Origin of the sequence: Pantoea sp. 9140, assembly GCF_000745295.1 — a bacterium.
GTDB classification, from domain to species: Bacteria; Pseudomonadota; Gammaproteobacteria; order Enterobacterales; family Enterobacteriaceae; genus Pantoea; species Pantoea vagans.
The window spans coordinates 20,749-47,452 of the sequence record NZ_JQNO01000003.1; the positions used below are offsets into that span (position 1 = coordinate 20,749).

Here is a 26,704-nt window from a genome sequence, read left to right on the forward strand (position 1 = left end):
AAATACCGGTGATGATAGCTTCTCCTCAGGGATATAAAAAAATGAAAAAAAGCACGTTAGCTGTCGCCCTCTCTGCAATATTCCTTTCCACATCCGTCTGGGCCGATCCCAGCATGAGCAGCATCGAAGCCCGCCTTGCGGCGATGGAGCAGCGCCTGCAGGCTGCCGAGCAGCGGGCGAATGCCGCTGAAAGCCGCGCAGAGGTCGCCGAAAAACAGGCTCAGATGGCTGAAAGGCAAGCTCATCAGCTGGCAGCGGTGCAGCAGCAGACCCAGACCTCTGCCGCTGAGGTCGCGCAGCGCACTGCGAAACCGGAACAAAAATCTGCCGATGAAGGTGGCTTTGAGTTCCACGGTTATGCCCGCTCAGGATTATTGATGAACAGCTCTGCCGCCAGAACTCAGGGTGGCCCGACCGTAACTCCGGCTGGAGAAACCGGCGGTCACGTTGGGCGTCTGGGTAATGAGCCGGATACCTACGTTGAGCTCAACCTTGAACATAAGCAGACGCTGGACAATGGCGCCACCACCCGCTTCAAAGCGATGCTGGCCGATGGACAGCGCACTTATAACGACTGGACGGCTGCCAGCAGCGATCTCAACCTGCGTCAGGCGTTTGTCGAGCTGGGACAGCTTCCCACTTTCAGCGGTGCGTTCGATAACGCAACGGTCTGGGCCGGTAAGCGTTTTGATCGTGATAACTTCGATATTCACTGGATCGACTCCGATGTGGTCTTCCTTGCCGGAACCGGTGCCGGTATCTACGACATGACATGGAGCGATCAGGCACGCAGCAACATCTCGCTTTATGGCCGTACCTTTGGTGACATCGAAAACAATGAAAACACCGCACAGAACTACATCCTGTCGCTGAATAACTTTGTCGGCCCGGTGCAGATGATGGTCAGCGGTATGCGGGCGAAAGATAACGACGATCGCCGGGATATTGACGGTCTCCGTGTCAAAAGCGATGCGGCAGAAACCGGCGTCCATGCGCTGCTGGGCCTGCATAACGATAGTTTTTATGGGCTGACAGAAGGCACGTCGAAAACGGCCCTGCTCTACGGTCATGGCCTGGGCGCTGAGGTGAAGTCGATTGGTTCTGACGGCGCACTGCTACCGGAAGCGGATACCTGGCGGCTGGCGAGTTACGGTACGACGCCTCTTGGCGGTGGCTGGCACATTGCGCCCGCCTTACTGGCACAGCGCAGTGACGATCGCTATGTCAAAGGTGACAGCTATGACTGGGCGACAGTCAACCTCCGGCTGATTCAGGAAATCACGCAGAACTTCGAGATGCAGTATGAAGGCTCTTATCAGTACATGGATCTGCGTCCGGAAGGCTACAACAACCGTAACGCGGTCAGCGGCAGCTTCACCAAACTCACCGTTGCGCCAACCCTGAAAGCCGGTGATGTCGGCGACTTCCTTAAACGTCCGGAGATTCGTCTGTTTGCCACCTGGATGAACTGGGATCACCGGCTGGATAACTATGCCAGTGACGACGCGTTCGGCAGCAAAGGCTTCGATGCCGGCGGCGAATGGAACTTCGGCGTACAGATGGAAACCTGGTTCTGATCGGGCGGCCCCGGCTGCCGGGGCCTGAACGTCACGCGGATAAAAACATAACAAGAGTGAGGTATGTATGGACTATGTAAAAATATCGCGGGCCCTGCTGCCCCTGCTGGGTGGCAAAGAGAACATTGCCAGTGCGGCTCACTGTGCGACGCGGCTACGGCTGGTGCTGGCAGATGATGAAAAAGCGGACACCACCGCGATTGGCCGGATTGAGGGCGTTAAAGGCTGCTTCCGCAACGCCGGACAGCTTCAGGTTATCTTCGGTACCGGTGTGGTAAATAAGGTCTACGCTGCCTTTATCGCCGAAGCTGGCATTAGCGAATCGAGCAAGTCTGAGGCTGCTGATATTGCCGCCCGCAAGCTCAATCCTTTCCAGCGTATCGCTCGTCTGCTGTCGAACATTTTTGTGCCGATCATTCCGGCTATTGTGGCGTCGGGTCTGTTGATGGGCCTGCTGGGGATGGTTAAAACCTACGGCTGGGTCAATCCGGAAAATGCGCTCTACATCATGCTGGATATGTGCAGCTCAGCGGCCTTTATTATCCTGCCGATCCTGATTGGTTTTACGGCAGCACGCGAGTTTGGCGGCAACCCATTTCTGGGCGCGACGCTGGGCGGCATTCTGACGCACCCGGCGCTGACCAACGCCTGGGGCGTCGCCGCCGGTTTCCACACCATGAACTTCTTCGGCATTGAAGTGGCGATGATTGGCTATCAGGGTACGGTATTCCCGGTGCTGCTGGCGGTATGGTTTATGAGCATGCTGGAAAAGCAGCTGCGTCGGGTGATCCCGGATGCGCTCGATCTTATTCTGACCCCGTTCCTGACGGTGATTATCTCAGGCTTCATTGCGCTGCTGATTATCGGTCCGGCGGGCCGTATGCTGGGCGATGGGATCTCTTTTGTGCTCAGCACCCTGATTGCTCACGCTGGCTGGCTGGCGGGACTGGTATTTGGCGGGCTCTACTCGGTGATTGTTATTACCGGCGTGCATCACAGCTTCCATGCGATTGAGGCGGGACTGCTGGGTAACCCGTCTATCGGGGTTAACTTTCTGCTGCCTATCTGGGCGATGGCGAACGTTGCTCAGGGCGGGGCCTGTCTGGCGGTGTGGTTTAAAACCCGCGATGCGAAGATCAAAGCAATTTCGCTGCCCTCGGCGTTTTCAGCACTGCTGGGGATCACCGAGGCGGCTATCTTTGGTATCAACCTGCGGTTTATGAAACCCTTTATCGCGGGTCTGGTGGGCGGCGCGCTGGGCGGTGCCTGGGTGGTATCGGTCCATGTCTATATGACGGCGGTCGGGCTGACCGGTCTGCCGGGCATGGCGATTGTTAAGGCGGGTTCTCTGCTCAATTATGTCATCGGCGTCGCCATCGCGTTCACCACCGCGTTTGTGATCTCTTATCTGCTCAAATACAAAACGGACTCTGAATAATGGCCTCATCAACACGTCTTGCCGCCATTCTGCAGGCGGTGATGCAGGGGATGTCAAAGGCGCTCAGCGACAGCCACTATCCCGGCTGGCATCTGGCACCGGTTACCGGACTGCTTAACGATCCCAACGGCTTCATCCATTTCGACGGTCACTATCATCTCTTCTACCAGTGGAACGCGCTGGGCTGTGCGCATCAGCATAAATGCTGGGGGCACTGGCGCTCAGCCGATCTGCTGCACTGGGAGCATCAGCCCATCGCGCTGATGCCGGATGAGGAGTATGACCGCAGTGGCTGCTACTCCGGCAGCGCGGTCGACGATAACGGCGTACTGACACTGGTCTACACCGGCAACGTAAAATTTGATGATGGCTCGCGCACGGCGTGGCAGTGCCTGGCGCAGCAGAACAGAGCGGGCGGTTTTGACAAGCTCGGTCCGGTCATCGCCGTGCCGGAGGGGTATACCGGCCACGTTCGCGATCCCAAAGTGTGGCGTCACGACGATCGCTGGTACATGGTGCTGGCGGCGCAGAATACGCAGCGGCAGGGCAGGGTGCTGCTGCTGCGTTCTGACAATCTGCGGGAGTGGCAGAATCCCGGCGAGATTGCGGGCAGCGGACTGGGCGGGCTGGATGCCGCGGGTTATATGTGGGAGTGCCCGGACATGTTCACGCTCGGAGACAGCACCTATCTGATCTGCTGTCCGCAGGGTGTTGCGCCCGAAGAGAAGCGCTTTCTGAACAGTCACGCCTGTGCCTGGCTGAGTGGCGACCTGGATTATCAGCAGCCTGCATACCAGCACGGCCCGCTGAACGAAATGGATGCCGGCTTTGAATTTTATGCTCCGCAAACCACGCTGACCGCGGATGGCCGGCGGCTGCTGGTGGGCTGGATGGGGACGCCAGACGGTGAAGAGATGGCCCAGCCAACCGTGGCGCAGGGCTGGATCCACCAGATGACCTGTCTGCGCGAGCTGAGCTCACGTAACGGGCGGCTCTGTCAGCAGCCCATCGCGGAACTGCAGGCGTTGCGCAAGCACGAGCAGCACTATCAGGGCCGCGCCGATGATGCGCCGCCGATTGCCGCCCAGCGGCTGGAGCTTGAGCTTGAGAGCCAGGGCAACATCGAACTCAATTTCGCCGATACCCTGATCCTGACGTGGCAGCACAACGAACTGCGGCTTGCCCGTCGCAGCCTGATCTCGGGTGAATGGACGTATCGTTACTGGACCGGAGCAGCCCGCCGGTTACAGATTCTGTGTGACCACTCCAGCGTTGAGATCTTCATCAACGACGGGGAAGGGGTGATGAGCAGCCGCTATTTTCCGGACCAGCCGGCGCTGCTGACTCTGCGCGGGCGCGCAGAACTGCAGGCGCGCTACTGGTCGTTACGTCGCTGCATGGTAGAATAAGCCCTTGTTTCCCTAACCGATGTCTTGCCGTGAGAAAAACAAAACGCGTTACCATCAGTGATATCGCCGGGCTGGCCGGGGTTTCAAAAGCCACTGCCAGCCTGGTGCTCAACGGCCGTGGCGAAGAGTTAAGGGTCGCGAAGGAGACGCGTGAGCGGGTGCTGAGGCTGGCCCGCGAACACCATTATCAGCCCAGTATCCATGCGCGGATGTTGCACGACGCCCGCAGTCATACGCTGGGGCTGGTAGTACCGGAGATCACCAACCACGGTTTTGCAGCTTTCTCTCATGCGCTGGAAAATCTCTGCCGTGCGGCGGGTCTGCAGTTGCTGATCGCCTGTACCGACGAAAATGCCGGTCAGGAACGGGTCGTGGTCAACAATCTGGTGGCGCGTCAGGTCGACGGCCTGATTGTTGCCTCCAGTATGCTGACTGACAGCGACTATGTCAGCCTCAGCGAACAGCTGCCGGTGCTGCTGTTTGACCGCCACATGAACAACACGACGCTGCCCTGGGTCATCACCGACTCCGTGACGCCCACCGCTGAGCTGGTTGAAAAGCTGGCGCGCGCCTGTCCGGAGGAGATCTACTTTATGGGCGGACAGTCCGATCTTTCTCCGACTCAGGATCGTCTGGCGGGATTCAGAGAGGGGCTGGCGCGGGCCGGTGTAACGCTGCAGCCGGAGTGGGTAATCCAGGGGAACTACCATCCCGGCAGCGGTTACGAGATGTTTGCCGCACTATGTCAGCGGCTGGGGCGTCCACCTAAAGCAATTTTCACTGCCGCCTGCGGCCTGCTGGAAGGGGTACTGCGCTACATGAGTGAGCATCACCTGCTGACCGGCGATATCCGCATCGCCAGTTTTGATGACCACTATCTCTATGATTCACTCTCGATTCCTGTCGACACCGTAGAGCAGAATGTTCCGGCGCTCGCGCAGGCCTGTTTTTCTATGCTGACCACGATGATCGCCGGAAATGATCCAGCAGACAGCCAGCTGGTGCTGCCCGCCACGTTGCGCCTGCGCGGCTAATCGCCGGGCGCTTCTGGCCCCGGCGGTTTCACCACTTGACCGGCAGGGCGCTGACACCACGCAGGTTGGCTCTGTGATTGCGGCGAACCCCGGCGGTTACCGGTCGCATTGCTGGCAGTCGGGTCAGCAATACCTCTAGCGCCACCTCCATTTCCGCCAGTGCCAGCCGGTAGCCCATACAGTGATGTATCCCGCCACCAAATGCCAGGCTGCGTCCCTCATGTCGCCGGATATTGACCCGCTCCGGCGAGGTAAAGACAAGCGGGTCGTGATTGGCTGCGCCCAGACTCAGAAAAAAGCGTGTTCCTGGCGGAATGAGCTGGCCTGCCACCTCAATTTCTTTCAGCGTCGTGCGGTACAGCATCTGGACCGAACTGTCGTAACGCAGACACTCCGCTATGGCATCAGGTATCAGTGCATGATTCTGTTTCAGGCAAGCCAGTTCCTGCGGATGGTCATGCAGAGCCAGGAGAGTATTGCAGAGCATATTTGAGGTGGTCTCATGGCCGGCAATAAACAGCAGTATCACATTGGCGATGATCTCATCGTGACTTAGCCGGTCGCCATCGCTGCTGCTGCGCAGAAAAAGGGACACCAGATCGCTGGCCGTGCTGTCACGCCGGGCGACGATCATTGCGCTGAAGTAACGCTCCAGTACGGCAAACGCATCGGCGGCTTCCAGTAGATCCGACTGGCTGATTTGCGGGTCGAACACTTTGACCAGTACAGATGTGAGCCGACCCAGTTCAGGCGCGTCAGACTCAGCAAGATCCAGCATCCCGCAGATAATGCGTACCGGTAACGGAAAGGCGAATGCCTGGGCCAGATCGCAGTCGCGATGACCTGCCAGCGCATCAACCAGGTCATGAGCGACACTCAGCGCCATCTCCCGGAGTGGTTTAATTTCCCGGGCGCTGAATGCCTTCATAACCAGTCCTCTTAATCGGTTATGATCCGGCGGATTCAGCACCAGAAACATTCTGCTGATGCCCTGAAACAGCGGCATGTCGGCTGCGGCATCTCCAAATCTTAGCCTGACACTTTCCATATAATTCTTGCCGACCCGCCGATCGTTCAGCAGTGTCTCCACCACCGCGTGACTCCCGCTGATGATGATCTTATCCCCGGCAGGAATAAGCGGGCCCTGCCGATGCAGTTTCCGATAAAGGGGAAACGGATTGTCAGTGTATTCGGGGTTCATCAGTTCATGAAGCTGCATAGCTCACTCCACGGCTTAAGGATTAATGCGAGCGCTGAATGCGGGCGAGAGAAGCGAAAAGGTTGTTTTTATCACTTTCGCTGAGGTGGGGTGCCGTGAGCTGTGACATCAGAAACGCTTTGTCCTCCTGCGAGAAGCTGCCGGTCATCAGGCGCTGGCTGATCGCAGCCAGGAGCTGGGTATCCAGCTGTTCAATCTGCTGCCGGGTCCCGGCCAGATCGGTGACGGGTACGTCACTTTCCGGTGCTGAAAGCCAGTCAGCCCGATAGCGATACTGAATCGCTTTGCTGACGTTCATCAGAGCATGGACAAAAGGCTCCACCGATTGAGGTTCAAGTCCTGCCTGCTGCGCGTTATGCAGCATCTTTTCCAGAACAACCTGCTCACGAGGCAGATCCTCAACGGGTAAATGATGCTGCGCTTTATAACCCGCCACAGCCTTCATGACCTGCATGCGTTCATTTAATGCGGTGGAAAGCGCGTCGAGTGATACGGAAGAAACCGAACCTGCGAAAACGTTGCTGCACATGAACAGTGAAGAGAGAAAAACTGCCACATATTGCGTCATTGGCCTGCTCCATAAATGAAAATTGGCACTAATTTACACATGAAAAAATAACTTATTGTGATTATTTTGTTTTCAAAATGTGAACAGGCAGAGGTGTCTGCTTAGCGTTTACAGGGATCTGATTCTGATGTGTTTTTTTCACTTTACGTTCATAAAAATTCATATCAACATGGAATTATGGCGGGTTAATTCAGGTTCAGCTTTACGGTGACAGGCGCTTATCATCAGTGTTTCAGCGTCCGGGAATAAGTGGGATTTTTGCCAGAATTCAGGAAAGGTCCCGCCGGGCGGCAGCGCCGCCCGAATCGGTTTATGTGTTTTCAGGGCACGAACACGGCGCGAACGCAGCCATCTTCTTTGTGTTTAAACATCTCATAGCCTCGCGGGGCCTCTTCCAGTGGAAAACGATGTGTCGCCATAAAAGCCGGGTTCAGCTCATTTCTGGCAACATGCTCCAGCAGACGATGCATGTAGCGTTGCCCGTGCTGCTGGGCGGTACGGATGGTCAGGCTTTTATTAATCATCAGCCCCAGCGGGAACTTATCCATCACGCCATATACCCCCAGAATCGCGATGTTGCCGCCTTTACGGCAGGCATATAACGCCTGGCGCAAGGCTGCACCGACATCCGTTTCCAGATGCAGCATCTGTTTGGTCTTGTCATAGACCTGACTTAATCCTTCACCGCGGGCTTCCATGCCGACAGCATCAATACAGCTGTCCGGGCCGCGCCCGCCGGTTAACTCCAGCAGCGCTTCGTTGACGTCCACCTCGGTGTAATCCAGCGTTATGCTGCCTGCGAAGTCGCGTGCCATGGCCAGCCGTTCAGGATAGCGATCGATACCGATGACCTGATGCGCGCCCATCAGCCAGGCGCTTTGCTGTGCCATCAGTCCGACACCGCCACAGCCCCAGACCACCACGGTGTCACCGGGATGAATATTACAGAAGTCGGCACCCATATAACCGGTCGGCGTCGCATCGGAGAGGAACAGCGCCTGCTCATCGGTTACGCCTTCGGGCACGACGAAGCAATCATTGTCGGCAAAGGGCACACGAACATACTCTGCGTGTGAGCCTGCATAACCGCCAAACGCGTGGCTGTAAGCGTAAATGCCGCCCGTGGCATGACCGAGCACTGTTTCACCTTTCTCCCACTGCGGATGCGTATTGTCACAGCAGGAGGGCAACTGATGCTGGCAATACCAGCAGGAACCACAGGAGATGAAAGAGGGCACTACGACCCGATCGCCACGCCGGATATTTTTTATCGCACGGCCAACTTCAACTACCTCACCCATGAATTCATGACCCAGAATATCGCCTTCACGCATACTCGGGATCAGGCCGTCAATGACGTGCAGATCGGAGCCGCAGGTGGTGGTGAGCCTGACGCGAATAATGGCATCATGAGGATTGAGCAGACCGGGGTCGGCTACGGTTTCAACACTTAAATCGTTGACGCCATTCCAGCAGAGTGCGCGCATTTATTTCTCCTTATCCTGACGTCCGGCATGACGACCCGCAGGCTGCCCGTTCAGGGTAGGAATTTCACCGGTTTCAGCCAGGCTTTTAAAGCGATGTAACGCTTTGCTGGCCACCTCTTTTGGCAGCAGATCAAATAACGTCGTTACCTTTTTTCCCAGTGCGCCACCCGGCGGCGTGAACTGCAGAGTCAGAGCCAGCTCGGTGCCCCATTCCCCCGGCGCCGGGCGAAGGCGCAGTTCACCTTCGTTAGGAATGTCTGCATCCTCAAGCGAGCGCCAGGCAATCACTTCGCCTGGCTGCGCTTCGACAATGCGGGTATCCCAGCGGTAGTGCTTACCCAGTGGGCCCTCAATCTGCCAGTGTGCATCGCTTTTATTGACCGGCGTCACGCTGGCAAAGTGGCTCATAATGCGGGGCAGGGTATCGGGCTCAAGCCACAGGTTAAAAAGCTCGGTAGCGGGCAGGCCCACAGTAATCCAGCGCCGTAGCGTGAGGGTATTGTCACTGGCGGTAGTCAGAGATGTTGTCGTCAAAACGTCCTCCGATAGTTCTCTCAGTGGCACAAAATCACTGATTTTGAGTTAAGAACAGCTGGCGGAATTTTGCGAGCGAAGCCGCGCCCTGCAGGTCATCTCTGCAAGGCTATAAAGCTTCTGCGATGCATGCCGGGTTATGCGCACAGTAAGCCGTCATGCCTGTCGGATAATCGGTATAATACGTGCCGCCGGTTTCATCATTTTTAGCAGCAAAAATAGGCAGATATGTCTGCAACTGAAACGTCAGCCAGTGGTAAAAATGTCGCGGAACTCGTCGGGATTCTGGAAAAACAGGCGTCAAACCGTGCGGATGCCAACTGGCACAATGGTCTGAAAAGCAGCACCAGAATCGCACTGGAAAAAATTAATCATGCGGTTGAGGCAAAGTGGATCGGCGCAGAAGAGGTTCTGAACCTGAAGCAGTGCGTTTACAGCATTCAGGATGAATTGATTGAGCTGGCGCTGTGGTGATTTAAATGGCCCGGCGCTCCGCCCGTAAATCAGCGGGGGTAAAAAAGTGATATTTCAGCACGCAGCGCCGTCCGGCATTTTGCGCGCTTCGCAGAGACGGCGTATTGCCGGGCAGAATGGTGCCGGTCAGCATCGCATCATGACCGCAGTAATGGTGAAGCTGCTGCAGCAAACGCTGCTGAGCGCGTGCAGCGAGTCCACGGCCCTGATACGCCGGCAAAATCACCTCATCCATGATCTGAAATCCTTCAATAAAGGCCAGTCGTCGCGGCACACAAATCATCAGCCCCGCCACCATGCCCTGCCAGAGGATCAGAAACACATGCCCCCCGGCAATATCGTCTCGTAATTCCTGCCTGCTGGTGGCCAGCAACTGATCCCGCAGATGCGGCAGCGTGTGCCAGCTGGCATGATAAGCGCGGTTAATGGCGGAGCTACAGAGGGCATAATCTTTCCGACAGGCCGTAATCAGCGAAATCTCATCGTCGTGAGACGCGGAGTGTAAGCCTGGAACGCTGAGGTAAATCAGCTGATCGGTTATACCAATATCAGGATCCGTGGCCGGCAGCAGAATACGCATCTTCAGCGGCCTGATCGTTTGCCACTCACGCATGATGGCGGCTGCGGCTGCGTAATCCAGTGCGCCATCACGGGCCACGATTTCAATAAAAGGCTGAGCGGGGTCGCCCCCCAGATAGCGCGGGCCGGTGAGAAAACGCTGGCCGTTAATCGTCAGTTCGCGCTGCAAAAACGTGTGCTGGGGCAGGCTGGTTTCACGCCAGGGAAAGGCGGCGGAGAAGTGATGATCATGGCACCGGGCCTGCTGCTGCGCCAGCCAGCGGGTAAGCCAGTCGCTGAGACATTCAGATGAGACAGGCACAGTACGGTAGAGCGATACCATATAATTCAGCATAAGATTCCTTATTGCCCGCCGTCAGTAATCTCCTGCCTCTCTGCGTACACGATATAACCGTGCCGATAAGGCTGCTGAGAGTGTAAACGATGCGTTCGCTTTATGACCATCACCATCGCATCGGTCAGCACGAATTTTTTGGCGTTTCATGAAGGTGCCGGTCCTGCCGCGCGCGCGGTCTCATGCCTCAAATGCAGTCAGATAAACGTCATCCTCCTGCGCGCTTATTATCTCCGCCGGCTTGCTGATTTAAAAAAAAGAGCATTTCCCCGGCTTTTGGCACGTTACGCAAACATGGTCAAATTAATTGATGCAATAGAGCTAAGTTGCCCGAAAATTAAATGAAAAATAAAGTATTTTTTTTACGTAAATATTACGGAATCAGATAATTGGCGGACGGTAAATGGATTATGCTAAACAGGCTGTTCAATAATTATAAAATATACGATCTTTTTAACTCCGGGGGGCACATGGTCCATATTGATTTATGTACCAAAGAGGGCGTTATGAAGGCTTATGCTTTCCAGACGCCCATGCAGGCGGTGAGCCTGCTGGATAAAATTAAAAATGATTAATTTCAGTGGATTAATCTGGAGTGGGAAGGGTGTCGCTTTACCTGCCCGCATCAGTTTATTAAAAAACTCAGCAGCCGTTCTTATATTAAGTCGTTCTGGCGTTAATCCGACCGTAATGAGTAATCCTGTGCCTGACTGCGTATTCACAACGCAGATTTCATTTAGCTGTTTTACGGGAATTTCATTCATGATGATAAACGGGGCAGATTCTGCCCCGTTATTTTTCGTGCCTGCAGCACCTCATGCTGGCGCTTGGCGATAATAAGGCGTCTCACCTGAGCCGGTCGCGGCTTAATCCGTTTCATTATTACTGCTTAATTATTTTCGGCTGCTATTTATCAGTGCCTGATAAATGCTCAACAAGGCCTTATGCAAGCCCGTACGGATTTGTCCTGCGCCCGGCAATGCAGCGTGATCCACTGTAAATCCTCTTCTGTTCTTCCCTTGACGTTAAGCATCAACTGTTACACTGAGGTGATACTTCATCCGGATCCCGACTGCAATGTTCCATGAAAAAATGCGCCTTCGTTCGCTGCTGACTCTGCTTTCCATTGGGGGCGTCATTCTGACCTCGGGTCTGCTGCTGAGTGCGCTGCTACTGTTTCAGAAGGCTAATATTGAAGACAGCCTGCTTGAAGGAAACATTGCCTATGCCCGCAAACTGGCCGATACCACTGATCGTTACCTGACAACAGCACAACGGGAACTGGCCTGGAGTGCATCGCAGATCAAGGGCCTTAGCGATCTGAAACAGCTAAAAGCAGAGGCCGATCGTCTGCGCATGCAGTCAGGCTTTTTCAACTCGGTGGTGGTGGTTAACCACGATGCCATTATTGCGGCAACCTCACCGGATAGCCTGAATCTGACAGGCATGAAACTTCACTCAGCAGCCAGTCTGCAGGCTATTGCCACCCGTAAGCCCTTTATCTCAGCGCCCTTTACCTCTGCCGCCGGAAACTATGTGGTGTTTTTATCTCAGCCGCTGTTCAGCGAAGAAGGGGGCTATCTGGGCTATATCGGCGGCACCATTTATCTTAAAAAACAGAGCATGCTGAGTGAGATCCTTAGCCAGCATTTTTATACCAAAGGCTCGACGGTCAGCGTGGTCAGCAATGAGGGGCTGATTATTTTCAGTCATGATCCGGCGCTCGTCGGAACGAAGATGCTGCTGAGCCTGGCTCTGCAGAAGCGTCTGTCCACTACGGAAAGTGGACATTTTACCCTGGAAAATGGGGGGCAAAACTTTCTGACCGGCTATGGCACGCTGCATAAAACCGGCTGGAATGTGTTTATTACCGGCACCTCTGAAACGGTCAGGCATATTCTGCTGCGCACGGCAGAAAGCGCCATCTGGTTCGTTCTGGGCATTATTCTCGTAACGGCTGGCGTGATTGCTTTTATGGCTGGACGGATCGCTTCGCCACTGGAAAAGCTGGCGGACAGGGTTCGGGATGGCGGCAGCGAAGCACAGGCGGAGTCACTCGCCACCGTCAAAACCTGGTATTACGAGGCTGACCGGCTCAAAGAAGCGGTGCAGGCGCATCGCCATGCCGTGGCAGGCCATCTGGCTGCGCTTAACGATGAAGCGATGACCGATCCGCTGACCGGGCTCTGCAACCGTCGCGGATTTTCGGCGCTGGCGGCGCAGGCAGATAGTGAGCATGAACAGTGTGTCATCGCGATTGATATTGACCATTTCAAAAAGATCAATGACTGGTATGGGCATGACGCGGGCGATGCGGTCCTGGTGAGCCTGGCGGCGTTGCTGCGTCAGGCCTGCCGAACCGGCGATATCGTCAGCCGTTTTGGTGGCGAGGAGTTTATACTGCTGCTGCCGGACACGACGCTGGCCGATGCTGCCCGCACCGCGGAACGCATCCGCGAGACCGTCTGCGCCACCACCTTCCCGTTCGCCGGTACGATGACCATATCAGCAGGCGTGGCTTCACGGGATGACCAGAGTCGCGATCGCGATGCGCTGTTGCGCCGGGCGGATGAAGCGCTTTATGAGGCGAAAGCGGCCGGGCGCAATACGGTTATCATTGCCGGGCCGGACGGATTCAGTACGCCTGAGTCTGCCAGATAAGATTACGGGGCAGGGAAGACAGAATCAGCACTTACTGCGTAATCGCCAGCCGAGCCACTCATCCAGCGCCGCTTCTGGCAGCGGCCTGGAGTAGAAAAATCCCTGAGCCTGGTCGCAGCCGAACTCGGTCAGCGCCGTAACGGTTTCCGCATTCTCAACGCCTTCAGCCAGCACCATGTAATCAAGGTCCTTGAGCATCGCAATGATACTGCGGGCAATGACGCGCGATGCGGTGTCAGACGAAATTTCACTGATCAGTGAGCGGTCCAGCTTGATCACATCCAGCGGCATGCGCCGCAGATAACTGATGTTACTGTAGCCGGTCCCGAAGTCATCCAGTGAAATACCAAATCCCCGTAGCTTCAGCATCTCAAGCCCCTGCATCGCGGTGGGGCTTTCCAGAATCCGTTCTGTTTCCAGACACTCAATGCCCAGCAGTGAAACCGGCAGCTTCGCTCTTAGCATCTGTTCTTCCAGTTCGTCAGCAAAACCGTCACGGGAAAAATCGCTGCTGCTGACGTTAATGGTGATGGGCAGCTGAATATAGCTGTCGCGAAGACGGGACAAACGGGCGATGGCGTGCTCTGTGACCCAGGCGGTCAGCTCTGTAAGCAGTTGGGTTTGCCCGGCAACGGGCAAAAACTGCGCAGGTGAAAGCTCGCCGCGCTGCGGATGCTGCCAGCGGATCAGCGCTTCCAGTCCTATCGGCTTACCGCTGTGAAGGCAGATTTTCGGCTGCCAGGCGAGCCATAACCCTTTATCCTGGCGTATAGCAGTGGCCAGGTCATGCATCAGGGTGAAATCCTGGGTATGGCGCGTATCAGTGGCTTCACTGAACGGCATTGAGGCAACGTTGCGGGTAATGGCTTCGTGCAACGCGCTGACTGCACGCCGCAGGATCTCCTGGGCAGGCATCTCACCCGTGTTGAAACTTGCCTCACCGGTGTGGGTCATCAGCGCAACCGATAGCCCATCACCCAGATCGGCGCTGATCCCGGCCAGCTTATTGGCCACCCAGCTGGCAGTGAGTCTGCTCTCCTGCCGTGTCAGCAGGGCAAAGCGTCCGGTTGCTACGGTGTAAAGCATTTCTCCCGGGGCTGGGCGCAGACGCAGCGGCAGCAGTGTTGCCACATCCTTCAGCAGACTTTCAACCGGCCCCATGCCCATTGAGCGCGCCAGCTCGTAAGCACGCGGCATATTGATACAGTCAATCAGCACCAGCCGCCGTGGCGTGGTGTCTCCGGAGGCGGCAAGGAACTGCAGGTCGCGGATCAGACGCTGACGATTGGGCAGGCCGGTTACCGGGTCGGCAAAGCCAGCCGAGTACCAGGCGTCAAGAAAAGACATCACCAGCGCGGCCAGCATTTTCAGCATCGCCACCTGATCGTCACTGAAGCGATGAGGTGCCGTGTCGGTCACGCAGAGTGTACCGAGAATCAGACCGGTACTGCTTTTAAGCGGCACGCCAGCATAGAAACGGATAAAAGGCGCGCCTGTAATCAGCTTATGGGCAGCAAAACGGCTATCCAGCAGAGTATCGGGCACCACTACTGTACTGTCACTGTCCACGGCGTGCCGGCAGAGCGAGTCCTGTCGCGTGGATTGAGTCAGTGTGAAATTGTGCGCCGCTTTGACGTGCTGCATCTCATCATCCAGAACGGAGATAAAGCTGCCGGGAATGCCAATGGCCTGGCTGGCCAGCCGGACGAACTGTCGCAACACATCGTCACGACTCTCGTCGTTACTGCGCAGCGCGTGCAGGGTTCGCGTACGGCAATCGTCGCCGCCGCTAAGGCTCATAAGCATGGATTCCTCCGCGCCGGCTGGTTACGGAGCGAAACTAAACAGAAAAATTGAAGGTTATAGCGTCATGACTACAGTCTATTTCTGTAAAAAGAAAGAGCCATGACGATTTATTTTTTATTACATTGCCTGCCAGTCCTGAGCAGAATAGCAAATCCTTTTTCTTTAACGAAATATTTTATGAATGACGATTCTATTATTTTGTCGCTAAAAACTTTTAATTTCTGGAATACCCTGCCAGGATAGTAAGCACAAACATAGTGCACTATATAATAACGCATTAAAGTAGATGACATAACTTATTTTTGTTTGATTTTAACTACACCAATGACAACATCGGGGAAAACCTCATGAACTCACTCAGGCATTTCACTATTCGCCGCGTTGTGCTGTGGATAATGATCGTCTCACTGGGCGTGGTCGCGCTGGCAGGTGGCTACAGCAGTCAGATTGTGCGGGATATTTATCGTCAGACCGATCGCTCAGCTGTTCTGACGCAGCAACTGAGTTTTCTTACGCACAGCGCTCTTGTTATGCAGGGTGGAACAGACGCAGACAAAAACGCCCTGGTCGCCTTAACCCCGGCCAGTGCTGACTGGGATAGCTTTCGCGCAGCACTTACGACCTCACCCTCAGAGTATGCAACGGTTACCCGTGCGAAGCTGGATAGCGTGACGCAGCAGCTGGCGCAAAATCAGGCCGTTCTTAACGCCGACCGGCGTCAGCTCGAGCGCATACTGCTGGCGGCACTGCTGGCAGCCTTCGCGTTGCTGCTGTTTTGCGACCGCTATCTGGTCGTCCATCTGGTGCGTCCGGTGGGTAAAATCCGCGGGCATTTAAAAATTATTGCCGGAGGTGACCTGACGCGCGAGCCGGAAGATCTGGGTCGCAACTGCGTCGGGCAGCTGGTGCCGCTGGTTAAAGAGATGCAGCACAGTCTGTTGCAGACGGTTAGCGCTATTCACGACAACGCAGCCATTCTTCATCGTGAGGCTGGCGACATCGCAGCAGGTAACGCCGATCTCTCTGACCGGACCTCCACTCAGGCCGCTGCGCTGGAGCAGACCGCCGCCAGCATGGAAGAGATCACGGTTACCGTGCGTCATAATGCACAGAATGCCCGTGAAGCGCGTGAACTGGCCGCCAGCACCACGAATACGACCCATCAGGGCGTGGAGCTGGTTCAGCGGGTGTCGGCAGCCATCACCAGCATCGCGCAGGGATCAGAGAAAATCCGGCAGTTCACCGCCACCATCAATGGCATCGCATTTCAGACCAATATTCTGGCGCTCAACGCCGCCGTAGAAGCCGCGCGTGCGGGCGAGCAGGGCCGCGGTTTCGCGGTGGTTGCCAGTGAGGTACGTTCACTGGCCCAGCGAAGTGCCGCGGCCTCCAGAGAGATCGAAGAGCTGATAGCCGATACCGTGGCACGCGTGGATGATGGCCGACGGGCGGCAGAGAGTGCCGGAACGACTATGGAAGCCGTGCTGCGCGGTGTCGGCGGCGTCAATGAACTGATTGGACAGATTGCGCTGGCCTCGGATGAGCAGAGCAAAGGGATTGCCCAGGTCACCGTGGCGGTGGCTGAACTTGACCGCGTTACGCAGCAGAACGCGACGCTGGTCCAGCAGGTTTCGGCAACGGCAGGCAGCCTTAGCGGACAGACTGAAACGCTGGGCAGCGTCATTACCCGCTTTACCCTGCCACCGCAGGTTGTCGGGATAGTGAACTGACATTTGCATCGATTAAACACACGCGGCCGTGTGGATTCCGGTCAGGCATAGCCTGACCGGCTATTTTATTCATCTGCAGATAACGGCTCTGTAAAGTAAAATAACGGTTAATAATTGCGCTCTTTTATTTCTGAATGAAAAAAGTCATCTTTTTCAGGCGATGATGAATGTTAATCATTACCTGATCATAATCACTATTCAGAAGGGCGAGGGTTATTCTCAGCGGTGCAATGATTATCCGTTTCACGAATTAAATATAATTACAGTTCATCTCTGTGGTTTTACCTGAGCTTTATGCTTTCCTGACGATTACGGATCGCTGCGCATTTAAAACTTAACTCAAATTTATGTATTGGATGCAGGCGGATTCGGTTGCCTGACCATCTCACCGGGGCACCGTATGCGGAGCGTTTCATATGGGAAATCAGATTTTACAGCGGCCTGTTGCCGTCCAGCATAACGTGCGTGAGCTGCGCCTTGCGGCGGGTCTTTCGCAGGAGATTGCAGCCGAACGTTTCGACCTTAGCCAGCGCGTCTGGCAGACTAAAGAAGCATCCAAAAACCCTGCGCTGCTCAGCCAGGGAGAATATGAACTGCTGATGCTGCTGGCGGGAGAGCATCCGCACTACGAACTGGTTCCAAAGCTTAAAAAGTAAGGCGTTCTGCCGCTTTTTCCCCTGAAGTTAACGTATTTCAGGCCGATATAAAGAGCTAAGCGAAGCGCATTAATTCGCGCATCTTATCTGCTCTGGCAGGATTGTCCTGGCACGGTCCGCTATTAACCGCCGAACCGTCACGACCGCACTGCCCGGCATAATGTATTAACCGGCATCTCGCTGCCTGCGATGCCGGTATTATCGGACTCGTTGCAGCTGGTTTTTGCTGCAGAGTTCACTGACGGGCCTTTCTTCCGGTAGCGGGTCGGCAGCCAGTTCTGCGCGTCCTGTCTGATTGAACGTGTCCTCTTCATGCTGCGTCATGCCGGCCACAGCAGATAACATCAGAGGGGATTTACGCTGAAACGCCCAGTTTATCATGATGCCGAGGCGGCTCGCCTTGATGCACTTAAGCAGTATCATCTGATGGATTCACCGCCGACCGATGCGCTGGATCGCCTTACCACGCTTGCTGCGCGACTGTTCCGTGTACCGGTGGCGTTTGTATCGCTTATTGATGAGAAACGACAGTTTTTCGCTTCCCGTTACGGTCTGAACATTTCCGGTACGTCGCGCAACGTCGCCTTCTGCCACCATACGCTGGCACAGGGCGATATCCTGTGCGTGCCCGATACGCTGAAAGATCCCCGCTTCCGCGACAGTCCGCTGGTTCATGGCTACCCCTTTATCCGCTTTTATGCCGGGATCCCGCTCTCGACGCCGGATGGTCATCACATTGGCACCGTCTGCCTGACCGACAGTCATCCGCGCGAGCCGCTGACTGCAGAGGATCGGACGCATCTGACCGATATTGCTGCGCTGGTGATGGATCGCATGGAGATGCATCGTCTGGAGTTACTGCGCTACACCAGTCAGCAGCGTCTTCAGGCAATCTCATCCACCTCACCCGACGCCATTGTCTGTACCGACCTGCGGCGCGGCATCACCTTCTGGAATCCGGCCGCCACTGCTCTCTTCGGCTACAGCGCAGAGGAGATGAGAGGACAGTATGTCAGCGAGCTGATCCCGGCGCGCTGCCAGACTGATTACCGTAACGAGCTGGCCCGGATTACCTCAGACGAAGCAGCTATCTCTCATCCTCGTTCTTTGCAGATATGGGGCGTCACGCGTGACGGCCGTGAATTCCCGGCAGAAGTCTCATTTTCGGGCTGGCGTGAAGAGGGCGAGCGGCTGGTGGGCATGATCATCCGCGACGTTACGGCCCGCTATGAAAGTGAGGCGCGGCTCTGTGAGCTGGCTTCTCTGGATATGCTGACGCGACTCGCCAGCCGTAGCGCGTTCATGGATCAGGTCGGGCAGCTGACTAAAGCGGGTGTTCCCTATACGTTACTGATGACCGATCTCGATGGTTTTAAAGAGGTGAACGATACGCTGGGACATGCAGCTGGCGATGCGTTGCTGTGTCACGTGGCCGAGCAGATTCGTGCAGTGTGTGCCGGTGCCGTGACGGCTGCGCGGCTGGGCGGCGATGAATTTGTGATCCTGCTGGCGGGCGGCAGCGCTGAGGCAGCGATTACGGCGGAAAAACTGATTGCAGCCGTACAGACGCCGTTCCGCTACCACGACTCGCCGGTTGTGGTTGGTGCCAGTACCGGCATCGCTTCCTACCCGGAGCACGGTCGCGATCCCTCTGCGGTGATGTCCGCTGCTGATCTGGCACTCTACCGTGCCAAAGCCTCAGGCAAAGGCTGCAGTATCCTGTTTATGCCTGCGTTTCGTGAAGCGGAGCAGCAGCGCCGCCGTTTTGAACGCGAACTGGAAACGGCAGTGCGGCAGCAGCAGTTCACGCTTTACTATCAGCCCCGCTTCGACGTGGAAAGCGGAAAACTGGCTGGCTGCGAGACGCTGGTACGCTGGCAGCACCCGACACGCGGATTGCTGTTGCCTGCCGACTTCATCGGCATGCTGGTTAAAAGCCCGCTTTCCGTAACGCTGGGGGAATGGATCATCCGCAGTGCTCTGGCACAGGTCCGGCAGTGGCAGGTGCGATCGCCTGATCTTCGTGTCAGCATCAATCTGTTTCCGCGTCAGCTGACAGGGAACAGCCTAGAAAACGTTATACGCGAGAGTGCCGGCGGCGATGCGGGTTTTGTTGAGCTGGAAGTGGATGAGCCTCTGCTGGCTGTGCTGGTGCAGGATATGCCGGTTCAGGTTGAAGCGGTGCGCCGGACCGGTGCCTCATTTGTCATCGATCATTACGGACGCACGCTGGGGGCCATTAATCTGCTGCGCCACAGCTTTGTGGCAGGTTTCAAAATCGACAAGTCGCTGACGCACGAGCTGAACTCCAGCATGCGGGTGCGAATGATGTTCCGATCTATCACCGCACTCGGCAAAAGTCTGGGTATTCGGGTGGCTGCTGAAGGGGTTGAAGACAAAGAGCAGATCGCCTTTGTCACGTCAGCCGGATGTCACATTATGCAGGGCAATGGCCTGTGCCGGCCACTGACACCGGCGGACTTTGAAGCGATGCTGTACGGCGAGGAGCATTCTGTGCCCGCTGTTGCCAGCGGTTACGATGTCACATCCCCCTGAACATTCTGACCCTGACAGCCGAAGAGAGGGGGCTATCGACGCCCGTCAGTCTAGCTGTCCGGGTCGGTAATCCTGTTTCAGCAATCCGAAAATCCAGTCATCCTGCCACTGGCCATCGAGGAAGAAATTCTGCCGCAGAGTGCCTTCCTGAATAAAGCCCGCGGAGATCAGCGTGCGGCGCGAGGCGACATTGCCTGCCGTCACCGTTGCGGTCATTTTGCGGTAACCCTGTTGCTCAAAGCAGATGGCGATAGTGGCATGCAGCGACTCGCTGCCGTAGCCTTTGCTCTGTGCGTGGGCAGCCAGAATAAAACCAAATTCCGCAATGCCCTCTCCGCGATCGATAAACCCGCAGAAGCCAGCCGGAAGACCCGTCGCTTTTTCCTCAATGACCAGGCACAGCCAGTGTGTGCAGCCTTTGTACCAGGCTGGCAGGCGCACGTCGAATGACCGGGTTCGGATCTCTTCAGCGCTGCGCGGATCGCTGATGTAATTCATCACCGATCTGTCCTGACTGACCGCAAGATAAAAAGGCCAGTCTTCCTGACTCAGTGGCCGATAGGTCAGGCGCGGCGAGGTGACTTTAACGGGCACTTCTGGCCGGACTTCAGCGGGTTTCTCATCAGACATAGTGCCATTCCCTGCGGACAAAACGGTAAGGTGATGGCGCAAAAATAGCACAGAGCGGCAGACTGGCGGGACGCGCGTTCGCGACTTTGCGAGGCGTTCCGCAATCACGCGGCTGTCTTACTCTTCCGCGGTATTGCGCGGCGAGTCGCGGGTCATATTCTCCTGCCAGAGTGGGGCGGACAGGCCATCTGCTCACGTCATTGCTACGCTTTTAGCCATATGGCTGACATTGCCCCTGATGAGAGTAATTTCCAATGGATCTGAAAACCTTTGAAACAGCCAGCTGGGCAGCACTGGCAGAGGCTGCCGCCGATCCACAGGCCGGATTTCGTTATCTGACGCTCGCTACCGTGGATGCTGCACAACGGCCTCAGGCGCGCACGGTGGTCCTGCGCGAGTGCCATGACGTTCGCCGGATGCTGACCTTTCATACCGATGTGCGTAGTCCGAAGTGGCTGGAGATGGCAGCGAACCCCCAGGTTACCGTGCTGGGATATTGCCATGAGCGTCGCCTGCAGCTCCGGCTGGTGGGACAGGCTGAATGTTATGCAGCGGGAAGTGCTGTTGCCCATGACGCCTGGCGCACGTTACCCCAGCACACGCGCCAGACGTACATCGGCGGGCCGCCGGGAGAAGCGCAGGCTCCCGCTCATGAGCTACCGGACGCGTCGACAGCAGAAACGGGCGAATCGCGTTTTGGCGTGGTGATTGTGCAGGTCAGCATGCTGGATGCGTATCAGCTTCAGCGCAATGATAATCAGCGCGCACTGTTTTACTATTCTGCCCATGGGGAACGGCAGGAAAGCGGATGGATCAACCCGTGACATTAGGCACGTCAGGCGAGCTCACTGCCCGATCCCTTCTCTTTGACTCATCTGAAAACAGAGATTTCACTGCTATTCACCCTTTGATCCTCTTTTTATCTGCCGCATCGCTTATCCGATTTTAGCGCCATGTTATCTTCACATCGCGGCATATTTCTGCTTTTTTCTTTCCATTATCATTCTTTGTGCCAGGCTTTAACTAACCCAAAAGCAGTCACTTATGCTCAAGGCCAGGGAAAGTACAAATGATCGCTCTGTATCACAGGCAGGTTAACCATGAACAATCAACCTCCTGAAAAACCAGGGTCAGAGGGTAGCGAACAGGTCTTAAGTCTGGCGGAGGAAACCGTTGAGGTCTCGAAACAGCGGGTCATCGACGGTCATGTCAGGGTTACCCGCCAGGTCACTGAACATCAGCAGCAAATTGCGCTGATGCTCCGGCAGCAGACGGCGGATATTCAACGCATTCCTAAATCGGAGCGGCTAACTGAGATGCCGGCGATTCGTGAAGAAAATGGCGTCCTGATTATTCCGATTGTCGAAGAAGAGGTCGAGATCGTCCGTCATCTGGTGCTGAAAGAGGAGTGGCACATTCGCACAGTCGTCAGCGAGGTGGAGACAGAACAGATTGTCTCCCTGCGCCGACAGCAGGCTCATCTGACCCGAATACCCTATTCAGAGCCGTCCGAATCCATCACCGAGGAACACAACATGGCGCGTGAAACAATCGTAACAATGTTCAGCAATATCTCACTGGCAGAAGGTGCAAAGCGTAACCTGATTAAGGCCGGGTTCCTGGATGATGACATTGATATCATCTCCGGTGAACGGCTGCGTACTGAAGGTCATGAAGCCCGTCATCCGGGTTTCTGGCAGCGCCTGTTTGGCAACACGCTGGAAGAGGATCAGGCCGAAGTTTATGAAGATGCGATGCGTACCGGCGGTGTGGTGCTGTCGCTGCGGGCCGATGAGGATGAGTTGCCGCGCGCACTGGGCATTCTGGATGCACATGAAGAGCTGACTGAGCGCAGTGCCGCGCTACCTGATGACTATGCGCCCGATGATGGCCTGACAGCGCCCGCCAGCGGCACGCTTCAGGAAAACGGTGCCATCGATCCGCTTAATACCGATTCTGCCCATCGCGGCGCGGCGCGTACTGCCCTGACCGGTGATGAGAGTGAGGAGGATGTGCTGCGTCTGGCCGAAGAGCGACTGGAAGTGGGTAAACGACTGGTCAGCGAAGGATCAACCCGCGTGCGCCGCTACACTGTCACGGATCGGGTGTCTGAAAACGTCTCTCTGCATGAGCAGCATGCGGAAATTTTCCGTCGTCCGGTGAACGAAACGGGCTCACCTGACCAGGTTGACTGGTCCGAGAAAACGGTTGAAGTGGAAGAGACGCATGAGCAGCCGGTCGTCAATAAGACTGCGCAGATCATCGAAGAAGTGGTGCTGCGTAAAGAGGCCAGCGATCGGGTCGAAACCATCAACGATTCGGTACGTCGTCAGGAAGTGGATATTGACCATGCCCGTGCCGACCATCTCAATGCAGATCCGGTGACCGGTAATCCTGCCGCGACCGACCCGCTGCTGGAAAGTACGCGTCAGGCGCGCGCTGACCACGACAGCCGTCCGGTAACGCCAGGCAGCGAACCCGCCCATAAAGAGGGTTTCGTGGAAAAAGCCGGGGATAAAATTGCTGAAGCAAAAGATAAGGTCGAAGACAAGTTTAAAAAGCCGTAACGCTGACTTTCATCTTTCAGGCCTGAAAAAACCCGTCGCTGACGGGTTTTTTTTTGCGTGCAGAGCACGTTTTGAATGAAATCTGCGGCGCGGGATCGCCTTTCAGTTTTTTTCGCCCGGAATGGCACTTATCTGTGCCGACCTGCCAGCGTAACGTTCATAAATGGATCTGAACACATGGACGCCATTTTTATGCTCATGTGCTTTGTTTCTGCTAAGCACGCAATGACATAGCCATCAACTTGAGATAAAACGACGTACGACAGGGTAAATGCAAATAGGGTGGAAATGTGATGACTTATAAAATCAAACCGATTCACAGTGAAGCAGATTATCAAGCCGCCCTAACCGCCGTATCTCCCCTGTTCGACAATGAGCCAGAACCGGGAAGTGAAGCCGGTGACTTTCTGGAAGTCATGATCCTGCTTATTGAAAAATATGAACAGGAACATTATCCGATTGAGGCACCTGATCCGGTGGAGGCGATTAAATTCCGCATGGAGCAGATGGGGCTGACAGCGAAAGACCTGGTGCCGGCAATTGGACGCCCGAACCGCGTCTATGAGGTACTGAATCATAAGCGTGCGCTGACGCTGCCCATGATCCGGAACCTGCATAAAATGTTCAATATTCCGCTCGCATCACTCGTAGGTGCAGCTCAATCCGAAAGGATAAGCGCCCGGTAACTAAAGCCCACCTTGTGTGGGCTTTTTTATGTGCTGTTCTTTTTACTGTCCTGAATCAGCTGCCCCCGCGTTGTGCAGACTAAAATCCCTGACTACCCTTGCTGGTGTTTCTGTCCCGTAATGGGCCGGATAGCCCGAAAGCCGGGTCAGCCTCTGCAATTTTCAGTCATTAACGGCAGTTGATCGTTAATCTGCCGTGCATCATCAAACAGGGACATCATGACAGAACAAGATAACGCCCAAACTTATCGCGCTGATGAGCACATCGATCCTTATGTCTCGGTGCAGGGTGCAAGAACACATAATCTCAAAGATGTATCGCTGCGGTTTCCCCGTAATGCCATGGTGGTGTTCACCGGGGTTTCAGGGTCCGGGAAATCCTCACTCGCCTTTGATACGCTTTATGCAGAAGCCCAGCGCCGGTTTATTGAGTCGGTTTCACCCCATGCCCGTCGCCTGATCGATCAGGCCGCTGCGCCGGATGTGGATAACATTGACGGACTGCCGCCTGCGGTGGCGCTTCAGCAGAGCCGGGCTGGCGCGCAGGAGCGTTCAACGGTAGGCAGCCTGACCCGAATTTCCGTCACGCTGCGCCTGCTGTTTTCCCGTGCGGGCACAAGGCCTGACGGTGTGCCGTTTATGACCGCCGATTATTTCTCGCCTAACAATCCTGAAGGTGCCTGTCCGCATTGCCAGGGGCTGGGACGGGTCCATACCGTCAGAACCGAGGCGATGGTGCCGGACAGGTCACTGAGCATCCGGCAGGGCGCCATAGCTTCATGGCCGCGGGGCTGGCATAACAAAAATCTGCGCAGCATCCTTGAGACGCTCGGCTACGATGTCGATGCCCCCTGGGATACGCTTTCAGCCCGCGACCAGCAGTGGATACTGCTGACTGACGAGCAGCCATCAGTGCCGATTTTTATGGGTCTGAACGCTGAACAGCGTGAAAAAGCCCTGGCGGCTGGCGAAGAGCCCGCTTATACCGGCACCTACACCAGCGCAGCAAAAATCGTATTGCAGAGCTATTCCGGTGGCAGCGAGACGACGAAAAAACGGCTGGCGCGCTTTGTCACGGTCACGCCCTGTTCAGTGTGTCATGGCAAAAGGTTAAACCGGAACGCACTGTCCGTGACCTTTGCCGGTTATGACATTGCCAGTCTGAGTGAGCTGTCGGTTTCTGAACTTGCTGAACGGCTGAGGCCTTATGCAGACGGTTCATCATCAGATCTGCCTGCCGAGGCGGCGCTGCGGGAAGCCGTCATCCGGATGGCGTCAGATATCTGCATGCGGCTTGAACAGCTTGAGACGCTGGGACTTGGGCATCTGGCACCGGGACGCCGCACCACGCTGCTCTCCTCCGGCGAGTTGCAGCGCGTACGTCTGGCTACCCAGCTGATCTCGCGGCTGTTTGGCGTGCTTTACGTGCTGGATGAGCCTTCAGCTGGTCTGCATCCTGAGGATGTCAAAGCGCTGCTCGCATCCCTCAGGAATCTTGTGCGTGCAGGTAACTCGCTGGTGGTCGTCGAACATAACCTCGACCTCATCGCCGAGGCTGACTGGCTCATCGAAGTCGGTCCCGGCCCGGGAATGCATGGCGGTGAGATCGTCTATAACGGTGAACCGGCAGGCCTTAAAGACGTCAGTGCCTCACCGACATCAGGCTATCTCTTCTCCCGCAGCTATACCGGGCTGCGCCAGCGCCAGCCCGCGGAGAGCTGGCTCAGGCTTGAGCAGGTCCATTGCAACAATATTACCGGCGTGGATATCGCCATCCCGCTGGCGAGAATGACGGCGGTTACCGGTGTTTCCGGCTCCGGCAAATCGACGCTGCTGAATCGCGTACTTCCGGAAATGCTCGGACGTTTTGACAAAACATCTGACAGTGAAGAGGGTGAGGAAGAGGACCTGGTGCCGGACGTTAAGGGTCAGGTTGTCAGCGGAAATGACGCCATTGGCCGTCTGGTCAGAATCGATCAGCGCCCTATCGGGCGGACGCCACGCTCCAATCTGGCCACCTATACCGGCTTTTTCGATATCGTCCGCCGGCTGTTTGCAGAGACCCCCGAGGCGAAAGCCCGAGGTTTCAGCGCCAGCCGGTTTTCCTTCAATCTGCCCGCGGGTCGCTGTCCTGCGTGCGAGGGTCAGGGACAGATTTCGATTGAGCTGCTCTTTATGCCCAGCGCCACCGCAACCTGCTCGGTCTGTGCGGGAAGCCGCTACAACCCCGAAACGCTAGAGGTGAAGTGGAACGACCTGACCATAGCGGATGTGCTTGATCTTACCGTAGACGATGCCACCAGGGTGTTTGACGGGTACGACGGGATCCAGCGTTCCCTGTCGGCACTGCGATCTCTGGGGCTGGGATACCTGACGCTGGGTCAGCCCGCCACGGAGCTCTCTGGCGGTGAGTGTCAGCGCATCAAGCTCGCCTGGGAGCTGCAACGCGTCCAGCGCACAGCCACGCTCTATCTGCTTGATGAACCGTCAACCGGGTTGCACCCATCCGACATGGACAAACTGCTGATTGTGCTGAATGAACTGGTAACGCGCGGCCACACCGTCGTGATGGCGGAACACACAATGCGCATTGTGGCAGAGGCGGACTGGGTGATTGATCTGGGGCCCGGTTCGGGGCTGAAGGGCGGAAGGATTGTCTCGTCCGGTACGCCGGAAGCGGTCAGCACATCCGCAGAGAGTCTGACTGCGCCATGGCTTTCCGCACAGCTTAAAAAGAGGGCGGGCGATCCGACGTAACA

General features: G+C 56.1%; 22 protein-coding genes. 14 read left to right on the forward strand and 8 right to left on the reverse strand.

Annotated features, from left to right (window positions below; all coding sequences use genetic code 11):
• Positions 1 to 41: 41 nt before the first annotated feature.
• The 4 genes from FA92_RS21690 to FA92_RS21705 all read left to right on the forward strand — a co-directional run bounded on the left by FA92_RS21690 (position 42) and on the right by FA92_RS21705 (position 5,458).
• Positions 42 to 1,577, forward strand: a complete 1,536-nt coding sequence (locus tag FA92_RS21690) for a carbohydrate porin (RefSeq protein ID WP_013356647.1) — start codon at positions 42 to 44, stop codon at positions 1,575 to 1,577.
• 67 nt (positions 1,578 to 1,644) lie between these two features.
• A complete protein-coding gene (locus tag FA92_RS21695; RefSeq protein WP_013356646.1) occupies positions 1,645 to 3,015 on the forward strand; it encodes a sucrose-specific PTS transporter subunit IIBC in 1,371 nt (456 codons plus the stop codon).
• The gene (locus FA92_RS21700; RefSeq protein WP_033785203.1) at positions 3,015 to 4,424 is read left to right on the forward strand and encodes a sucrose-6-phosphate hydrolase; all 1,410 of its coding nucleotides are present in this window, start codon (positions 3,015 to 3,017) and stop codon (positions 4,422 to 4,424) included. The genes FA92_RS21695 and FA92_RS21700 overlap by 1 nt, the downstream gene beginning before the upstream one ends.
• A gap of 29 nt (positions 4,425 to 4,453) precedes the next feature.
• Positions 4,454 to 5,458: a substrate-binding domain-containing protein gene (locus tag FA92_RS21705; protein WP_033785205.1), complete on the forward strand. Its 1,005-nt coding sequence runs from the start codon at positions 4,454 to 4,456 to the stop codon at positions 5,456 to 5,458.
• Positions 5,459 to 5,486: 28 nt separating this feature from the next.
• Here FA92_RS21705 and FA92_RS21710 read toward each other — a convergent pair whose 3' ends face one another.
• The 4 genes from FA92_RS21710 to FA92_RS21725 all read right to left on the reverse strand — a co-directional run bounded on the left by FA92_RS21710 (position 5,487) and on the right by FA92_RS21725 (position 9,266).
• A complete protein-coding gene (locus tag FA92_RS21710) occupies positions 5,487 to 6,677 on the reverse strand; it encodes a cytochrome P450 (protein WP_033785206.1) in 1,191 nt (396 codons plus the stop codon).
• A 22-nt stretch (positions 6,678 to 6,699) separates the two neighbouring features.
• On the reverse strand, positions 6,700 to 7,245 hold the full coding sequence (locus FA92_RS21715) for a chorismate mutase (RefSeq protein WP_033785208.1): 546 nt from the start codon (positions 7,243 to 7,245) through the stop codon (positions 6,700 to 6,702).
• A 320-nt stretch (positions 7,246 to 7,565) separates the two neighbouring features.
• Positions 7,566 to 8,732, reverse strand: coding sequence for a zinc-dependent alcohol dehydrogenase (locus tag FA92_RS21720; RefSeq protein WP_033785209.1), 1,167 nt, complete (start codon positions 8,730 to 8,732; stop codon positions 7,566 to 7,568).
• Positions 8,733 to 9,266, reverse strand: coding sequence for an SRPBCC family protein (locus FA92_RS21725; protein WP_051926580.1), 534 nt, complete (start codon positions 9,264 to 9,266; stop codon positions 8,733 to 8,735).
• A 228-nt stretch (positions 9,267 to 9,494) separates the two neighbouring features.
• On the opposite strand from FA92_RS21725, the gene FA92_RS21730 reads away from it, so the two are divergent.
• Positions 9,495 to 9,740 carry a hypothetical protein gene (locus tag FA92_RS21730; protein ID WP_033785210.1) on the forward strand — a complete coding sequence of 82 codons (246 nt, stop codon included), beginning with the start codon at positions 9,495 to 9,497 and terminating at the stop codon, positions 9,738 to 9,740.
• Position 9,741: 1 nt separating this feature from the next.
• On the opposite strand, the gene FA92_RS21735 is transcribed toward FA92_RS21730, so the two are convergent.
• Positions 9,742 to 10,653: a GNAT family N-acetyltransferase gene (locus FA92_RS21735; RefSeq protein WP_033785211.1), complete on the reverse strand. Its 912-nt coding sequence runs from the start codon at positions 10,651 to 10,653 to the stop codon at positions 9,742 to 9,744.
• A 102-nt stretch (positions 10,654 to 10,755) separates the two neighbouring features.
• On the opposite strand from FA92_RS21735, the gene FA92_RS23385 reads away from it, so the two are divergent.
• The gene (locus FA92_RS23385; RefSeq protein ID WP_156105743.1) at positions 10,756 to 10,998 is read left to right on the forward strand and encodes a hypothetical protein; all 243 of its coding nucleotides are present in this window, start codon (positions 10,756 to 10,758) and stop codon (positions 10,996 to 10,998) included.
• 140 nt (positions 10,999 to 11,138) lie between these two features.
• On the opposite strand, the gene FA92_RS23390 is transcribed toward FA92_RS23385, so the two are convergent.
• Positions 11,139 to 11,417, reverse strand: a complete 279-nt coding sequence (locus FA92_RS23390; protein ID WP_156105745.1) for a hypothetical protein — start codon at positions 11,415 to 11,417, stop codon at positions 11,139 to 11,141.
• Between the two features lie 313 nt (positions 11,418 to 11,730).
• Here FA92_RS23390 and FA92_RS21745 point away from each other — a divergent pair, with 313 nt between their 5' ends.
• The gene (locus FA92_RS21745; protein ID WP_033785212.1) at positions 11,731 to 13,314 is read left to right on the forward strand and encodes a diguanylate cyclase; all 1,584 of its coding nucleotides are present in this window, start codon (positions 11,731 to 11,733) and stop codon (positions 13,312 to 13,314) included.
• Positions 13,315 to 13,338: 24 nt separating this feature from the next.
• On the opposite strand, the gene FA92_RS21750 is transcribed toward FA92_RS21745, so the two are convergent.
• Positions 13,339 to 15,120, reverse strand: coding sequence for a GGDEF and EAL domain-containing protein (locus FA92_RS21750; protein ID WP_033785213.1), 1,782 nt, complete (start codon positions 15,118 to 15,120; stop codon positions 13,339 to 13,341).
• A gap of 347 nt (positions 15,121 to 15,467) precedes the next feature.
• Between FA92_RS21750 and FA92_RS21755 the strand changes: the two genes are divergently transcribed.
• From FA92_RS21755 to FA92_RS21770, 3 genes are all read left to right on the forward strand, one after another.
• The gene (locus FA92_RS21755) at positions 15,468 to 16,850 is read left to right on the forward strand and encodes a methyl-accepting chemotaxis protein (protein ID WP_033785301.1); all 1,383 of its coding nucleotides are present in this window, start codon (positions 15,468 to 15,470) and stop codon (positions 16,848 to 16,850) included.
• Between the two features lie 416 nt (positions 16,851 to 17,266).
• On the forward strand, positions 17,267 to 17,506 hold the full coding sequence (locus FA92_RS21760; RefSeq protein ID WP_013356627.1) for a hypothetical protein: 240 nt from the start codon (positions 17,267 to 17,269) through the stop codon (positions 17,504 to 17,506).
• Positions 17,507 to 17,932: 426 nt separating this feature from the next.
• Complete coding sequence (locus FA92_RS21770; RefSeq protein ID WP_033785214.1) at positions 17,933 to 20,062, forward strand: EAL domain-containing protein; 2,130 nt, start codon at positions 17,933 to 17,935, stop codon at positions 20,060 to 20,062.
• Positions 20,063 to 20,107: 45 nt separating this feature from the next.
• Here FA92_RS21770 and FA92_RS21775 read toward each other — a convergent pair whose 3' ends face one another.
• Positions 20,108 to 20,692 carry a GNAT family protein gene (locus tag FA92_RS21775; protein ID WP_033785216.1) on the reverse strand — a complete coding sequence of 195 codons (585 nt, stop codon included), beginning with the start codon at positions 20,690 to 20,692 and terminating at the stop codon, positions 20,108 to 20,110.
• 254 nt (positions 20,693 to 20,946) lie between these two features.
• On the opposite strand from FA92_RS21775, the gene FA92_RS21780 reads away from it, so the two are divergent.
• From FA92_RS21780 to FA92_RS21795, 4 genes are all read left to right on the forward strand, one after another.
• Complete coding sequence (locus tag FA92_RS21780) at positions 20,947 to 21,516, forward strand: pyridoxamine 5'-phosphate oxidase family protein (protein ID WP_033785218.1); 570 nt, start codon at positions 20,947 to 20,949, stop codon at positions 21,514 to 21,516.
• A 276-nt stretch (positions 21,517 to 21,792) separates the two neighbouring features.
• Positions 21,793 to 23,259, forward strand: coding sequence for a YsnF/AvaK domain-containing protein (locus FA92_RS21785; RefSeq protein ID WP_033785219.1), 1,467 nt, complete (start codon positions 21,793 to 21,795; stop codon positions 23,257 to 23,259).
• 293 nt (positions 23,260 to 23,552) lie between these two features.
• Positions 23,553 to 23,945: a transcriptional regulator gene (locus FA92_RS21790; protein ID WP_033785220.1), complete on the forward strand. Its 393-nt coding sequence runs from the start codon at positions 23,553 to 23,555 to the stop codon at positions 23,943 to 23,945.
• A gap of 219 nt (positions 23,946 to 24,164) precedes the next feature.
• Complete coding sequence (locus FA92_RS21795; RefSeq protein ID WP_033785221.1) at positions 24,165 to 26,702, forward strand: excinuclease ABC subunit UvrA; 2,538 nt, start codon at positions 24,165 to 24,167, stop codon at positions 26,700 to 26,702.
• Positions 26,703 to 26,704 lie beyond the last annotated feature (2 nt).